Annotated in this window: 19 protein-coding genes; 7 read left to right on the top strand and 12 right to left on the bottom strand. The window is 36.8% G+C overall.

The window, feature by feature from the left end:
• The 7 genes from ACIR131C_RS22855 to ACIR131C_RS22860 form a co-directional block, all read right to left on the bottom strand.
• On the bottom strand, window positions 1–616 hold a 616-nt coding region (locus ACIR131C_RS22855; protein WP_071604960.1), incomplete at its 3' end, for a Uma2 family endonuclease.
• A 191-nt stretch (window positions 617–807) separates the two neighbouring features.
• The gene (locus ACIR131C_RS0114810) at window positions 808–1,269 is read right to left on the bottom strand and encodes a DUF29 domain-containing protein (protein WP_028090833.1); all 462 of its coding nucleotides are present in this window, start codon (window positions 1,267–1,269) and stop codon (window positions 808–810) included.
• A gap of 18 nt (window positions 1,270–1,287) precedes the next feature.
• The gene (locus ACIR131C_RS0114815) at window positions 1,288–2,049 is read right to left on the bottom strand and encodes an ABC transporter ATP-binding protein (RefSeq protein WP_028090834.1); all 762 of its coding nucleotides are present in this window, start codon (window positions 2,047–2,049) and stop codon (window positions 1,288–1,290) included.
• 400 nt (window positions 2,050–2,449) lie between these two features.
• Window positions 2,450–3,166, bottom strand: coding sequence for a Uma2 family endonuclease (locus ACIR131C_RS0114820; protein ID WP_028090835.1), 717 nt, complete (start codon window positions 3,164–3,166; stop codon window positions 2,450–2,452).
• Window positions 3,167–3,175: 9 nt separating this feature from the next.
• A complete protein-coding gene (locus tag ACIR131C_RS0114825) occupies window positions 3,176–3,970 on the bottom strand; it encodes a Uma2 family endonuclease (protein ID WP_028090836.1) in 795 nt (264 codons plus the stop codon).
• Between the two features lie 52 nt (window positions 3,971–4,022).
• On the bottom strand, window positions 4,023–4,829 hold the full coding sequence (locus ACIR131C_RS0114830; protein ID WP_028090837.1) for an ABC transporter permease: 807 nt from the start codon (window positions 4,827–4,829) through the stop codon (window positions 4,023–4,025).
• 219 nt (window positions 4,830–5,048) lie between these two features.
• Window positions 5,049–5,807: a Uma2 family endonuclease gene (locus ACIR131C_RS22860; protein WP_051347574.1), complete on the bottom strand. Its 759-nt coding sequence runs from the start codon at window positions 5,805–5,807 to the stop codon at window positions 5,049–5,051.
• Between the two features lie 108 nt (window positions 5,808–5,915).
• Between ACIR131C_RS22860 and petP the strand changes: the two genes are divergently transcribed.
• The 6 genes from petP to ACIR131C_RS0114865 all read left to right on the top strand — a co-directional run bounded on the left by petP (window position 5,916) and on the right by ACIR131C_RS0114865 (window position 9,820).
• Entirely contained in the window at window positions 5,916–6,107 is a 192-nt protein-coding gene (gene petP, locus ACIR131C_RS0114840; RefSeq protein ID WP_028084001.1) for a cytochrome b6f subunit PetP, read from the top strand.
• Window positions 6,108–6,191: 84 nt separating this feature from the next.
• Entirely contained in the window at window positions 6,192–7,292 is a 1,101-nt protein-coding gene (locus ACIR131C_RS0114845) for a Get3/ArsA fold putative tail anchor-mediating ATPase NosAFP (RefSeq protein WP_028090838.1), read from the top strand.
• A gap of 82 nt (window positions 7,293–7,374) precedes the next feature.
• Entirely contained in the window at window positions 7,375–8,412 is a 1,038-nt protein-coding gene (gene chlG, locus ACIR131C_RS0114850; protein WP_028090839.1) for a chlorophyll synthase ChlG, read from the top strand.
• A 297-nt stretch (window positions 8,413–8,709) separates the two neighbouring features.
• A complete protein-coding gene (locus ACIR131C_RS0114855; RefSeq protein ID WP_015080160.1) occupies window positions 8,710–8,925 on the top strand; it encodes a hypothetical protein in 216 nt (71 codons plus the stop codon).
• 18 nt (window positions 8,926–8,943) lie between these two features.
• Window positions 8,944–9,366, top strand: coding sequence for a PIN domain-containing protein (locus tag ACIR131C_RS0114860; protein WP_028090840.1), 423 nt, complete (start codon window positions 8,944–8,946; stop codon window positions 9,364–9,366).
• Between the two features lie 181 nt (window positions 9,367–9,547).
• Window positions 9,548–9,820 carry a hypothetical protein gene (locus ACIR131C_RS0114865; RefSeq protein ID WP_028090841.1) on the top strand — a complete coding sequence of 91 codons (273 nt, stop codon included), beginning with the start codon at window positions 9,548–9,550 and terminating at the stop codon, window positions 9,818–9,820.
• Between the two features lie 330 nt (window positions 9,821–10,150).
• Here ACIR131C_RS0114865 and ACIR131C_RS0114870 read toward each other — a convergent pair whose 3' ends face one another.
• From ACIR131C_RS0114870 to ACIR131C_RS0114885, 4 genes are all read right to left on the bottom strand, one after another.
• On the bottom strand, window positions 10,151–11,104 hold the full coding sequence (locus ACIR131C_RS0114870) for an MDR/zinc-dependent alcohol dehydrogenase-like family protein (RefSeq protein WP_028090842.1): 954 nt from the start codon (window positions 11,102–11,104) through the stop codon (window positions 10,151–10,153).
• A gap of 27 nt (window positions 11,105–11,131) precedes the next feature.
• The gene (locus tag ACIR131C_RS0114875; protein WP_028090843.1) at window positions 11,132–11,749 is read right to left on the bottom strand and encodes a hypothetical protein; all 618 of its coding nucleotides are present in this window, start codon (window positions 11,747–11,749) and stop codon (window positions 11,132–11,134) included.
• A gap of 45 nt (window positions 11,750–11,794) precedes the next feature.
• The gene (locus ACIR131C_RS0114880) at window positions 11,795–12,619 is read right to left on the bottom strand and encodes an inositol monophosphatase family protein (RefSeq protein ID WP_028090844.1); all 825 of its coding nucleotides are present in this window, start codon (window positions 12,617–12,619) and stop codon (window positions 11,795–11,797) included.
• A gap of 126 nt (window positions 12,620–12,745) precedes the next feature.
• Window positions 12,746–14,176, bottom strand: a complete 1,431-nt coding sequence (locus ACIR131C_RS0114885; protein WP_028090845.1) for a BCD family MFS transporter — start codon at window positions 14,174–14,176, stop codon at window positions 12,746–12,748.
• 174 nt (window positions 14,177–14,350) lie between these two features.
• On the opposite strand from ACIR131C_RS0114885, the gene ACIR131C_RS0114890 reads away from it, so the two are divergent.
• Window positions 14,351–15,295, top strand: a complete 945-nt coding sequence (locus tag ACIR131C_RS0114890) for an aldo/keto reductase (RefSeq protein WP_028090846.1) — start codon at window positions 14,351–14,353, stop codon at window positions 15,293–15,295.
• Here ACIR131C_RS0114890 and ACIR131C_RS0114895 read toward each other — a convergent pair.
• A complete protein-coding gene (locus ACIR131C_RS0114895) occupies window positions 15,292–15,735 on the bottom strand; it encodes an SRPBCC family protein (protein ID WP_028090847.1) in 444 nt (147 codons plus the stop codon). The two genes, ACIR131C_RS0114890 and ACIR131C_RS0114895, sit on opposite strands and share 4 nt — an antisense overlap.
• Window positions 15,736–15,829: the final 94 nt, after the last annotated feature.

The following is a 15,829-nucleotide window of genomic DNA, read 5'->3' on the forward strand; positions in this document are numbered from 1 at the left end:
CATTAGCCCTTTGACGTTCTATATCAGTAGATTCACGCTGTGCTTCTAACTCCTTTCTTAATTGTACAGGAGTTAAAAACCTTTCTCCGTCAGGACGATAAATAATTAATTCTCCTTGAGATGTATCAAATTTTATTCCTAACCGGGGACTCATCCAACTATTAATCTGTTCAAGTTGTACCAAAGAGCCATTATTATTGATCCAACCTTCAATTTCATAGGACTCAGGCTCATATATGTAATACTCCTGTACTCCATATTGCTGATAAAATTCTAGCTTACGCTGCATTTCATCATCGTTGTTACTAGCTGAAAGAATTTCAAACACTACTTGGGGTGGTATATTCTCCTCTCTCCATTGACGATAAGATTTACGTTTACCTTTAGGTCTGCCAAATACTACCATAACATCAGGTGCAGTTGGTGTAATTACTTTAGAACGTACTGGATACCATAATAAATCAGCAGCTATAAAAACATTATTTACATCAGCAAACAAAATTTCTAAATTTTCCTTAATAATAACAATCCATTTATATTGTTCCGTATTATCGGCCATTGGTTTACCATCACTATCAGGGTAGAGTACATCTTCATCTAGTTGTGCTGTAATCATTGTCATATATCCTATTTAAGTGATAATTCCTAGCATCTGAACAATTGCAGGACCTACGCAAAATATTCCTCAAACTCTCATTTCTCCGTGTTTCCCGTGCCTCTGTGGTTCATTATTCCGTGACTCGTACGTAAGTCATAAATTGTTATATATAAATGTGTTATTAATGATTTTTTATAGATGATAATTAACTATATTATATTTGGTTGAGGTAGCCAATTTTCATCTAATATTTCCTGCAAGGTATATGGACATTGCTGAGGTAAACTTAACTGGCTTTTTTGGGCTGCTAATTTCATAGCACTTTGATATATTTTATCCAGGTTATCCACCAGATAATTATAAATTGTTTTGGCAGCTAATTCTTCATTAAGCTGATCTCTAAAAGTGAGAATTTCTAGACTCCAATGATTAGCATTTCTCTGATATTCTGTTGCCCAATATTGATATAACAATAGATGAATCAACAATTGTTTCATCAAACTTTCTACTGTTCTTTTTTCACTTCTACCCAAAGATTCTAACTCCTCTATCAAATGATCATAATCTATCTCTTGTAATTGGCGATCGCTCAATAATCTAATATTCTCCTCTAACCACAATAAATAATCTCGTTCATACAGTTGTTTTAAGTTTATAGCTTTAGCTTCCATCTTTAAACCTCTCCATATCTACCCTGAATGAGTCATCATTTCAGATTGTTTAACAGTTTCTAAATAGAAATCTACCACCTCCTGTGAGTCACCAGCAAATTTAATATTTCCTTGATTTAAATAAATCGCTTTTTTACAGGATGTGCTAACAAACTCTAAATCATGAGAAACAACTAAAACAGTAGCATTATCATCCCAAAACTGATCCATCCTTTGCTTGCACTTATTCTTAAAACCCTCATCTCCCACTGACAATACTTCATCTAAAATCAAAATATCTGGTTGGACATCAGTTGCAATAGCAAAACCCAAACGAGCCACCATACCCGAAGATAAACCCTTAACTGGAACTAAAGTATAATCTTCTAATTCAGCAAACTCCAAAATAGAACGCGCTCTTGCTTTCATTTCAGTCCTAGAAAACCCTAATAATACGCCATATAGAAGTATATTGTCCATCACCGAAATATCTGGATCAAAACCTGCTCCTAGTTCAATTAAAGGTGCGACCTGACCCCGAACCCTGACATTACCAGTTGTAGGCCTAAGAATACCAGAAATTATCTTTAACAGCGTGGACTTACCAGAACCATTCGCACCAATTATACCTATTTTCTCGCCCTTGTCAACTACTAGGTTAACATTATTTAACACTAACTTTTTCGCAGGTTGGCGATATTTACCCTCTACCACAGATAGGAGCGTTTTTTTCAAATCATAGGAAAATTCCTCTTGAGTCCTTCTCCACAATGAAACACTATCTAAACGTATTACTTCCATTGACAGCAAATCCATAAACTGATGTCGCTACAGATGAAACAAGTCCATCCCAGAATAAAATAATTATGCCACTAAGGGGTTGTTTTCAAGATATATGATATGTAACTACGTTACCCAGGCTATCGGCGATTATAAACCGCTAATACACAAATAAATTAAAATTCGGCGTATTCTCAACTTACTAAGATGGGTTTTGTCTGTATAACCACCACTTCTAGTTCCCAAGATAAGTAATAATTTAGATAAATTAGACTTTGCAAATAACCTCCTGTAGACAATGAAATTCCTTCGTTAATCCTGATTATTATCCTAAATCACTCGCTAAATCATACATTGTCAACATGGTTTCTTTTGACAATCATGGATAATTTTAATACATATTATTGATTTTGGCTGAAGTTTAATTTATACTATCAGGATCTATACCGAGCGATCGCAAATATTCTGCTAATTTATTTGCTCTTTGCATTTCAGTTTCAGCCCTTTGGCGTTCAGTTTCAGCCTTTTGTCGTTCAGCTTCAGCCCGTTGACTCTCATTATGAGCTTTTTCTGCCAGTTCTGTGGGTATGAGTAATTTATCACCTGTGTCAAGACGATAAAATCTTAACAGATCCCCTTCTACCTCTAGACGCAATCCCAACGGCTGAGATAAACTATCAGTAATCGGTTGATATATCTCGTCCTGTAAACGATACCCCTGTAACTTTGTGTTTATCCATTCTCCTTTCGGGTCAAATAACCAATATTCTACAATTCCTAATTGTTCATATAATAACTTCTTTTGCTCTTGGTCTTGCTTTTGAGTTCCCGCACTAGTCATTTCCAACACAACTTGGGGAACTTGACCTTCTTCCCAAACCTTATAATTATCTCTACCCCCAGGTGGTACGTCAAAAATTACCATCACATCTGGTGCTACTCTTAATCTCGGAAAACCTTGAGCATAGTATAAAAATTGATTTGCTAGTACCGTTGCTTGTCTTCCTGCTAGGTACTGTTGCAAAACCTCTAAAGTAGTTAAAATCGCATAGAGATGTATATAGGTTTCTGCCACGGGTTCTCCATCAGCGCTAGGATATTCAATGGTGATGTCGCTTAAATTTATGGTTGTAGTCATAGTTTTTTCCTAATTAACCACACTATCAGGATCTACACCGAGCGATCGCAAATATTCTGCTAATTTATTTGCTCTTTGCATTTCAGTTTCAGCCCTTTCTCGTTCAGTTTCAGCCCTTTCTCGTTCAGTTTCAGCCCTTTGCATTTCAGTTTCAGCCCTTTCTCGTTCAGCTTCAGCCCTTTCTCGTTCAGCTTCAGCTTTTCTAATTTCCTCTAAATTTGCTTCTTCCGGTGTGAGTACCAATCTTCCCGCAACAGTAAAATACCTCAATCTATTTTCCCAGATTCCTAAGTATAATCCCAGTTCTTGACTCCAATACCAGCCATTTTCGGATACTGGAATAATTTTATATTCACTGTCTGTTAATCTCCATCCTACCAATTCTAAGGTATTTGGTGAAAACCAAAAATACTCAGGAGTGCGGAATTGATTTTGATATAACTGTTTTTTCAATCCCTTATCTACTTTTGCGGTAGAATCAGAAAGTAGTTCAATGATCACATTAGGATATTTACCGTCTTCTTCCCAAATTACCCAAGACAGACGGGGATGTTTTTCTGTGTCTTTGACTAGAAAAAAATCAGGTCCCCTAAAGTCTCGATTTTTTAACTGTTGTCGGCTATAATAGATGCTGAGATTTGCACCAATGAAAAAATCCTCTCTATCACGCCATAACCATTCTAAGCAAGTTACTAAGATTAATAGTTGTGTATAATGCAAAGAGCTTTCCATCTCTGGTTCGTCGCTGAGTAGTTCCGTACAATCTGGCATTAATGCTTCTATTTCTTGTGCGGTTAAAGCCATAAATTTTATGGGGATAATTTACTATCTTTTGTTAATTATAAAATATCAGGATCTACAGTAAATCCATAAATTGATGTCGCCACAGATGAAAACAAGTCCAGCCCAAAGCTAAAATAATTATACCACTCAGTAAAGCTCCCCAAATTAAGCCTAAATCTGGTGACGCACCTGATAATGTAATCTGACGGAGACTTTCAATAATTGGGGATAAGGGATTTAAACTTAAAAATGGCTTAACCTGCTTTGGTACAATAGCTGCTGGATAAAAGATAGGACTACTAATCCAAATTACAAATACCACTAATTCATAAAAATAAGGTAAATCTCTAAAAAATACATACAAAGCACTAACTAAAAACCCCACCCCTGTAGAAACTAAAATCAGTGCGATAAATGGAAATATCAACGCTAGGACATTGACTAGACTTTTGGCATTAACTAAAGTCATAATTCCCAGTAACGGAAATGCTCCCACTGAAAATTGAAAGACATTAGCTGCAATCATTGATACCGGGAAAACACTAACTGGCAACTGAATTTTATTTAATAATGCACCATTACCGACTACACTAGTTAAAGCCTGGGATGTGCAAGCGGAGAAAAAATTGATGACTAACAGCCCTGTGAACGCTGCCAGCATATAGTTAAGAATAGAGTTACCATAATAAGATGCAAAGGTAGCACCAAAAATAGCAGTATATAACCCCGTCATAATCAGTGGGTTCAATAGAGACCAATAAACCCCTAGAATAGAACCCCGGTAGCGTACTTTCAGAGTTCGCACTACTAAAACATACAGCAGTTCCCAATAACGCTGCACTTGTGACCAATTTAAATTATTTTTCAGGGAAAGTGTCATTTTTCAAGCACCATCGTTACACACAGGAAAAAAGTTGTTCTTATTTGGGTATTTTACACCATAACAGTCTAATCATCTACGATTAATTACGATTTCTTTCTTATCAACCCCAAACCTTTGATTTATATAGGTTTAGAGTTTATTTAGCATCTTCTACATATTTGGTTACTTTAAACTATCGGGGTCTATTCCCAGAGACAATAAATGCGCTGCTAAAAGTTATACTTGGTCTTTTTCATGCGCTAATTGTTGTTCAGCTTGCAATGCTTTTTGCTGGAATACTTGAGCTTCTTGTTCAGCTTGCAGGGCTTTTTGCTGGGATGCTTGAGCTTCTCGTTCAGCTTGCAGAGCTTGGTTTTTAAATTGCAGAGCTTCTTTTGGGATTTTTATAGCTGTTTCTTCTGGTGTTGGTACTAATTCACCTGTAGCTGTAAAATAACGAAGTTGACTATTTGCCACACCTAAATATAAATCTAGGACTTTACTCCAAAGTAATCCTTGTTCATTGGGAACAATTTCTTGATATTGATTTCCTACGAGTCTTAAACCTGTAAATTCTAAAGTTTCGGGACTAAACCAGAAATATTCTGGAGTACGAAAGCGAGTTTCATAGAAAGCTTTTTTAAAATTGCGGTCAATTTCGGCTGTACTATTTGACAGTAATTCAATAATCAAATCTGGATAACGGCCATCTTCTTCCCATACAACCCAAGAAGTGCGATGAACTTTTTCTGTATTTTTGACTAAAAAGAAATCAGGTCCGCGAAATTCTCGATTTTTTAACTGTTGACGACTAAAGTAAATAGTGAGATTTGCACCAATAAAAAAATCATTTTGATCGCGCCACAACCATTCTAAACTAGTTACTAGTATTAGTAACTGCATATAATGTAAAGAACTTTCCATTTCCGGTTCATCACTTAACAAACGAGTGGCATCGGGCATTTGTTGTTCTAGCTGCTGGGCTGTAACAAACATAAAAGTATACCTACTTGCTTACTGATTTAATTTTAAACTATAGAGGGTGAAAATAGAGTGCCAGATTCCGCTACACTGAGATTGAGATTATTGGATGTTAACTAGATCATGGAAATTGGACAAAAAGTTAAAGTGATTCGTTTGCGCGACCGGGTATCCTCTACTATCGCTCAAAAACTGGGAAAAATCGGCATTATCGAAGGCTACAAAGTCACTGACGGGGCGGGAATTGGTGTGGTGGTGAAGTTTGACGATAACTTCTCTACCTGGTTTTTTGCCGATGAAATCAAACCAGCTTAATCAAAATAACTGACAGCAGAAGCTAAAAAGATTGGTTGAGTGCTAAGTTGTAATTGACAAGATAGGCGATTTGGAAATTGAGTAATGGCCTTGATACTGACATTTTTGGGCAAAAACGGCATCTGTCGCAGTAAGATAGCGATCGCCGCAGCCATTAGTTTGGCAACACAAGGTAAAAGGGTACTCTTAGCAGGATTAGCAGATCCAACATTGCCAATTCTACTCAATACGGCTCTGACTCCTGACCCCCAGGAAATCTCTCCCAATCTCCAAGCAGTACAGTTTACAGCGTCTGTACTGCTAGAACGCAATTGGGACGAGATGAAAAAACTAGAGGCTCAATATCTGCGTACACCAATTTTTAAAGAGGTTTACGGGCAAGAATTAGTAGCATTACCAGGTATGGATCACGCTCTCGCGCTCAATGCCCTGCGTGAATATGATGCCAGTGGCAAATATGACGCAATTATCTATGATGGCACGGGGGATGATTCCACCTTGCGAATGTTGGGAATGCCAGAATCTTTGAGTTGGTATGTGAGACGATTTCGGCAATTGTTTATTAACTCTGATTTGGGGAAAACAATTACAGAATCTCCCTTTCTTCAACCTCTAATTAGTAGTCTTTTTAATGTTAATTGGACTGCTGATAATTTCGCTCAACCTACTAACCAAGTTAATGGTTTTCTCGAACAAGGTAAAGCCGCTGTGGCTAATCCCCAGCGTGTCGCTGCTTTTCTGGTGACAACATCAGACTCAATTGATCTGGCAAATTCGCGCTATCTTTGGGGAAGCGCTCAACAAGTTGGTTTAACTATTGGTGGGTTAATTTTAGTAGCTGGAGGGGAAAATACTCATCTAACTTCGGAATTTGCACCTCTACCTGTGAGTATAGTTCCTGATGTATCTAATGGTGAATGGCAACCTCTAATTAATGCTTTACCCAATTTTGTTGAGCAAGCATTACAAGCTAACCAACCAATAGAAATTGATGTACATAATCGCCAAGTACGCCTCTTTTTACCTGGTTTTGACAAAAAACAAGTTAAACTTACTCAGTACGGTCCAGAAGTCACGGTAGAAGCCGGAGATCAAAGACGCAATATCTTCCTCCCTCCTGCTTTAAGTGGTAAACCTGTGACTGGGGCAAAGTTTCAAAACAGTTATTTGATAATTTCTTTTTAGGTCATGGGTAATAGGTAAAAGAAATTGGTTGTACCAATTTTGCCTATTACCAATTACCAATTACCAATTACCATTACACCTTATGTCTGAATCAAATTCTATTAATCCAAATCCTCAAGGAAATGAGGGGGTTGGAGAATCTACAAATCAAGAAGTAACAACAACGGAAGACCGTAATGCGAAAACTCGGCAATTGTTGGGAATGAAAGGTGCAAGTCCGGGGGAAACTTCTATTTGGAAAATTCGCTTACAATTGATGAAACCAATTACCTGGATTCCCCTAATTTGGGGTGTGGTCTGTGGTGCGGCTTCTGCTGGTAATTACACTTGGACTCTGGAAAATGTTCTCAAATCAGCCCTTTGTATGCTGCTTTCTGGTCCTTTATTAACCGGTTATACTCAAACTATCAATGATTATTATGACCGGGACATTGACGCTATTAATGAACCTTACAGACCTATTCCTTCGGGGGCAATTTCCCAAAAGCAAGTAATTAGCCAAATCATTGTTTTACTATTATTAGGATACGGGGTAGCTTATACTTTGGATTTATGGGCAAATCATCCATTTCCTACTGTTTTAATGTTGTCTGTTTTTGGTAGTTTCATTGCTTATATCTATTCTGCACCTCCATTAAAGTTAAAACAAAATGGTTGGTTAGGAAATTATGCCTTGGGCGCTAGTTATATCGCTTTACCTTGGTGGGCCGGTCATGCTTTATTTGGTGAATTGAATTGGAAAATTGTTGTTCTGACTCTGTTCTATAGTTTGGCAGGTTTGGGTATTGCCATTGTTAATGATTTTAAAAGTGTGGAAGGCGATCGCCAATTAGGTTTACAATCATTACCAGTTATGTTTGGGGTACAAACTGCGGCTTTAATTTGTGTGGTCATGATTGATTTATTTCAAGGTTTGGTTGCTGGTTATTTGGTCAGTATTCACGAGAATTTATATGCAGCTATTCTCGTATTATTAATTATCCCCCAAATCACTTTCCAAGATATGTATTTCCTCCGTGACCCCATAGCTAATGATGTCAAATATCAAGCCAGCGCCCAACCTTTCTTAGTTTTGGGAATGTTGGTAACGGGTATTGCATTAGGTCATGCTGGAGTTTAATTGTAGAGTGTAATTAGTCGTAAAACCCTTATCCCGCAAGGAACTCAAGTTCCTTGCTAATAGCGAAAGTCATCTCAAGATGACTAAACATTGGGAAAATTCATTAGTCGGTTTTAATGGACTTTAGCTATGAGACAGGGGATTTATTCCCTGGCTTCAGTTGATAGATATCAGCAATGCGCCCTATCCCTAAGTATTAAGTATTATTAATTATGAGTATAGAGAGATGAAAAACAGGAAAAATATTCCTCAATTACGCTATAATAAAGAATCTCTGTACTTCAATAATGACTAATTATGAAAAAAATAGAAATAGAACTAGATCAAGAAACCTATGACAAAATACAACAATTAACCCAGACTAATCATTGTCAAATCTCAGATTTAATTAAAGCCATGATTGAACAACTAACTCAACCAGAAATTCTCAACGATTCATTTATTGGCAAATGGTCAGATGATGCGGAATTAGTTGATCAACTAATTGAAGATATGTTAAAACATAGAACCTAAAAAAATAATAAATTAATAGTGAAAAATAAAACTTTAATTGATACAGATATTTTATCGGAAATTCGCAAAGGCAAAAATCCCCAAGTTATAGCTAAAGCTATTGCCTATAAAACTAGGTTTAAAAATTATACCATATCTGTAATTACAGTTTCAGAAGTTATCAAAGGATGGAGAAAATTAAACCGCAATGATCGGATTCAGGAATTTTTAATAGATTTACTACAAATGGAGATATTATCTTTAGAACAAAAAAGTGCTGAATTATCTGGATTAATTTATGCCGATTTAGAAAAAACTGGACAAACTATAGGATTAGCAGATATATTAATTGCTGCAATTGCTATAGAAAATAATTTAATTTTAGTGACAGGAAATACTAAACACTATCAAAAAATTCAATCATTAGGTTATCCTTTGCAATTAGATAATTGGAGAAACTGATTTAGGATAACTTGTTTCCAGATTTTGTGGCAGGTTATTTGCTGGAGATTCACTTCATTATTTTAATGTCTCACGCAAAGTCGCAAAGTCGCAAAGGAAGAAAGGAATATAAAAACAAAAGTGTGGTACAAGTACATTAAAATTGCTGTAACTACTCAGTTTACCAAGTTTAGCAATTGCCATGTTAAATTTTATCTCTTTCCTCATTCACGGGATACAACCTTTGTTAGTTCCGATTTGCTTTTTCATAGCTTGGACTATGATTATTATGGTGTTTTTGAATTTATGGACAGCTACAAAGGAGACTGTTAAAATTGCCCAAGAAATGCACAAAATCCCCTGTCATAATTGCCAATTTTTCACCAATAATTACCTTCTTAAATGTACGGTAAATCCATATATTGCTGGTACAGAAGCAGCAATTGGTTGTAAAGATCATCAATCATATTCATGATTTGTTCTGCTTCTAAATCGTTGTTTAATATGTAGGGCTTGCTGAATAAACATAAAACCATTTATTTATTAACAAAGGGTTTCGCGGATTTTTACCACAAAAAAGTGCCAGGTTTTGGCTAATGGTGTCTCAAAATGAATTCCATTTTTCTTTGTCGGATTTGGAAAATTGAGGATATCCAGACAGTTAAAACTGTTCCCTGTTCCCTGTTCCCTGTTCCCTGTTCCCTGTTCCCTGCCTTCACAGACAACTTATTCAGCAAGCCCTATATAGAGGTGCGTTACGTTTCACTACAAAATAACTGACTACAAAATAACTGACAATTATCTATTAAATCATCTCTAACAACACTTTTAAAACCCCTTTAGTTTTAGCTTTTTCAACAGCTTCTAAACCAAGAGATAGGGGATAAATACCCTGAATTAAAGATTGTACATTTACCTTTTTGGTCCCTAATAATTCTAAGGCTGGCACAAAGGGACCACAACGAGAACCAATGAGAGTAATTTCATCTACCACCAAAGCGGAAGCGTCTAAACTGAGATTTCCTGCATAGGTGCTTTTTAAGATTAATGTACCACGAGGACGTAAAGCCCGTCGGGCAGTATTAAAACCTTCTGGATTTCCTGTACAATCAATAGAAACATCAAAATATCTATCTTTGACAGTATTAGCTAAAGCGGTTTTAATTCCTCTTGCTGCTAAATTTAGTAATTTATCTTCATGTCTTCCGACTACTAATAAATCACAACCAGTTAAAGCTAAAGTTTGGGCTATTAATTGACCCAGTTTACCATCTCCAACTACTAAGACTCGATCATCTTGACATAATGTTATTTGTTGTTGAATTTCCAAAGCTGCGGCCAGGGGTTCTGTAAAAGTTGCAGCCGCTGTAGAGACATTTTCCGGTACAATATGCAAATTTTCAATAGGTAAAGATAGGTATTCTGCAAAAGCACCATTACGGTTGACAATACCTAAAACTGTCCGATTTTCGCAATGGGTAGGTTGTCCACTGCGACAAAAGCGACAATAACCACAAGCAGCGTTAATTTCACCCACTACTCTTTGATTAATTAAATGTTCTGGACCTTGTTCTACAACACCAACAAATTCATGGCCAATAATGCCAGTATAGGGATAATAACCTTTAATTAATTCCAAATCAGTATTACAAATTCCTGCACACAAAACCCGCACTAAAGCCTCTCCTTCAGGTGGTTTAGGAATAGGAATATCGGTGCGTAATTGTAATTGATTATTTTCTAGCCAAAGTCCTTTCATAATTTTGTTATTTATTATTTGTTATTTCTATACTTCTACTCCTTCTAAAATTCCCATAATAACAGCAAATAAACTATCTAAATCTCCGGGAATTTTAAACAAGTTAATATCTTGGTTAATTTGTTTTTCACTACTATCAAGTTTACCAAATTGCCAAATATTACCAATTGTAACTGCACCATATAATATACTTTTTTCCTGAATTTGAGATAAAGCAATTAATTCTACAGCTAATTGAGTAAATCCTCTAGTTAAATCATCATTTTTAGCTTCGATAACTAGAAAATTATTCTTTAATATCAACAGATAATCAAGATTACCTTGAAGACGATTATTAATATTAAGAGGATATTCAATTCGCATTTGACAATGACAATAACGAATTACTTCCAATAGTATAGGAGATACTAAGGTTTCTCTTCTAGCAGTTTCATTACTTAAACTGATAAAAGGTAAAATGTCTTCTATTCTTTGTTTGAGTTCTGGGAGTTTATTTAGTGGGTTAGCAGTTTGCGGTAAAGATAAATGGGATTTAATTAGTGTATAATCAAATTCGGCCAAGATATCATCAGCTTCATAGGGTAACTCAAAGTATGACCGAAAGGTATAAGATCTATTGTCCTGTAAAATTTTGATTTTAGCCATAGTATACCATGATTGTACTAAATTCCAGAAATCAAACTAGACATTTTAGAGTTTGAGATGGGAGAGAAATGGTGTAAAAATGGGGACTAAACCTAAATTACTCACCACCATAGTCGGAAAAGAGCGATCGCTATAATCCATTCCCGGCGATAATGGAAAAGACACAGAATTGAGAGATAACCATGTACCACCAGCAGCTTGAACAATTACCCAAGCAGCTGCAATATCCCATATCTTTGGTGTGGCTTCAATTCCCCCCAAAACCGCACCGGTTGCGACTGTCAGAAAGTTATAACTAGCAACCCCTAACATCCTAATTTTACAGGGAAAACCCGGTTGAATAATGCCGGTACTGCGAGAACAAAGATTAAAAAAGTGGTTTTTACTAGGAATATCTTTACTTGTATGGATAGGATGATGATTTAAAAATGCTCCCGTTGGCGTTGTTAAGCCCGATGAACCCGCCCAAAAACCGTAAAATGCTTGATTTAATGGTGGCACATAAACATAGCCAAAAATCGGCGTTCCTCGATAAAGTAAACCCAGAGAAATTGACCAGATAGGAAGTCCCCTGGTGAAATTAGTTGTACCATCTAAAGGATCAATTACCCAACACCATTCTTTATCAGGAAAACTCTGACCTGCTTGCAGCACGTTATCACTTTCTTCGCTCAAAATGCCGTAACCTGAGAAAGTAGAAACAATAGCATCTCTAATTTCTTGATCTGCCCATTTATCGGATTTTGTTACTAAACTACCATCAGGTTTTTGTGTAGCTTGAACTTTGCCAAAATCCTGCATTAATTGTTTTCCTACTCTGATAGTAGTGGTTTCAGCAAATTCTAAAATTGTATTCCAAAAGTCGTTCATTTGTTATTAGTCAGTTGTCCGTTGTCCGTTGTCCGTTGTCCGTTGGTTTTCAATTACCAATTACCCATTACCAATTACCAATTACCCATTACCAATTACCAATTACCCATTACCCATTACCCATTATTAATCTAAATCACTTTCCAAAACAGAAGCTAAAGCTTGTTTAGTATTAGTTTGAAATTCTGCCACATTGACACGATTCAAAAAAGCAATTGATACCAACATTCCCAAAGCTTCTAAAGCAAATACCAAACCATAAGCTAATACTAAGTTATCTGGTAACAACTTGCGCCCCACATCTAAAATAGTACCACCAATGACAATGGCAATTCCTCTAGATATAGACTGAGCAAGTCCCCAAGCACCTATAAATGTACCGGCAGCTTCAGCAATTGTCAAATCTAACATCAGACTAACTGCCGCAGTGGTGACAACACCAGTCGCTAAACCAAATAAAACTAAAGTTGATTTCAGTTCCAAGGGATTGGCAGATAATCCCGAAAAACCCAGTGATAAAGCCGCACACGCGACTAAAACACAGCCTAATTTTATAGTTTTGCGTTTACCCAACCGAGGCACAATCAAAAAACCTGTGATACCATAGGAGATTAATATGCCCGTTCCATAAAAAACGTTGAGTTTGGTACTTTCCGCTAAAGGCATTTTAAACACTTCCCCTGCGTAAGGTTCTAGAATAGGATCTTGCATAAACAAGCTAATAGTCATCACTAATAAAAAAGTGAAAAACAAACCTGTTTGGGGACTAGCTGTTAAAATTTTCCAAGCACCACCTAACGTAATACTATCTTCCCGGTTTTCTGGGGTAGAACGATGGAAATAACGAGAATATTTTTTTTCTACCCCCAAAGTAGCGACAATTGCTAAACAAAAAACCATACCGGGAACAATCTGGAATAAGCGATTTATTGCAGCTTGTAAAGTTTCTATAGGTGCATTAGCGTTTAATTGGTTTAATAAGCTAGAACTGATAATAGCTCCAACTATAATCCCTACCATCAACATTGACCAAACAATACCGACAACTTGAGAACGGTTGTCAGTTTCGGAAATATCAACTAATAAAGCTGCAAAAGCCGTACCACTAGCACAAATGGCCAGTCCGTAGACTAGGAAAACTAAACCTAAAACCGCTGTCCAAGCCATTGTTTGGCTAGTCCATAGCCAACTTTCGCCAATATTAGCAGAATTTAACTGCCATATTACTTGTACCGCACAAAAAGCAGCGATCGCAAATATTGCTGCTCCCAACCATACATAACTTGTGCGATGATATCCCCATAATGGTCTAGCATCGGACATTTGCCCAAATAAAATTCTGGTTGGGGCTACAAACAAAGGTAATGCTAACACAAAAGCCACCAATGTAGCCGGAATGGCAATTTCTTGAATCATGACTCGGTTGAGTACCCCCAAAGTCAAAATAGACATCATACTCAACCCCATTTGAAATAATCCTAGCCGGAACATGGTGAAAATATTCACCTGGGGTAAAACTAGAGATTGATTTTGGTTATGATATGTATTATCTTCCATAGGTAATTTTTTCTATTCCTTACAAGATATAGCATTTTCCGATCAAAATCTTAAACTTCACGCCTTTGCGTCTTAGCGCGAAACATAATTCATACTGCCATTATCCAACGCCCTAACTTTGATCACGGTAAACTAAAAAAGTAAAGAAATGTAAATAAAGTCAATTTTAATCAAATGGAAACTACCACCTTAGGAAAAAATGGTTTAGCTGTTCCCCCTCTTTGTATCGGTACTTGGGCTTGGGGTGATAAACTATTTTGGAATTATGGTCATGAATACGGTGAAGAAGAGTTACAAGCTGCTTTTAACACCGCCTTAGATACTGGTGTCACTTTCTTTGATACTGCGGAAGTTTACGGTTTAGGACTTTCGGAAGAATTTTTAGGCCGGTTCATGAAACAAACCAACCAAAAAGTACAAATTGCTACCAAGTTTGGACCTTTACCTTGGCGTTGGGACGGTAAATCTGTATCTGAGGCTTTAACGGCCAGTCTCCAACGTCTCCAAGTTGAGAGAATTGAATTATACCAAGTTCATTGGCCTTTTGCGTTCTTTTTGAGTCAAGAAACTCTCATGAATACCCTGGCAGATGAAGTCAAACGTGGTAGAATAGGGGCAGTTGGTGTCAGTAATTATTCGGCTGCTCAAATGCGAGAAGCACACCAGATATTAGCCGCTAAGGGTGTACCTTTGGCTGTAAATCAGATGCGTTATTCACTAATAACGCGCCAAATAGAAGGTAATGGTATTTACCAAACAGCCCGTGATTTAGGTGTAACTATTTTAGCTTATAGTCCCCTAGCTCAAGGATTACTCACAGGTAAGTATATATCCTCCCAAAAACCTCAAGGTGCAAGAAGCATAGATCCGCGATTTAGTCAAGATGGTTTAAATAAAATCGATCCATTGTTATCTTTGTTACGAGAAATTGGTGAAAAGTACCATCGCACCCCCGCCCAAGTATCCTTAAACTGGTTAATAGCTCAAGGTAATGTAATTCCCATTGTTGGAGTCAAAACCGCAGCACAAGTTAAACAAAATGTTGGTGCTTTAGGTTGGCAAATGACCGCAGACGAAATTTCCGCATTGGAGAAAATTACTCGTCCTTGGTTACATTAATTGTCTTTCACATTCAAAGCGTATTGTTTAAACCTTTCTAAATCCGCTTGAATTGTGGACTCTACCACCTTTCCTAAAAACAAATTATCCATGAGTTTACCAATTAAGCCAGGAATTGCGTAGGAAACCGTCATTTTCACGATACTATGATTATAGCGATCATAAAAGCGAATTGCTCCTTGATTTGGTAAACCGTCCACAGACTCCCATTGAATAATTTGATGAGGAATTATTTTAGTAATTCGGGATTTCCACGTAAATTCTAACCCTCCTGTATTCAGTTTCCATAGGGAAATTTCCGGTTTATCTGAGAGAATTTGCACAGAATCAATCCATTTCATCCATTTAGGCATTTGTTCTAAATCAGACCAAAGTCCCCATACTAATTCTATGGGAACTTCTACCTCTACCTGTACACTATGTTCTAGCCATTCACTCATAGGATTTTAGATTGGTCTGCGGTTAGTTGTTATTACCCATTACCCATTACCCATTACCCATTACCCATTACCCATTACCCATTACCCATTACCC

The organism is Dolichospermum circinale AWQC131C (assembly GCF_000426905.1).
Classification (GTDB): Bacteria; Cyanobacteriota; Cyanobacteriia; order Cyanobacteriales; family Nostocaceae; genus Dolichospermum; species Dolichospermum circinale.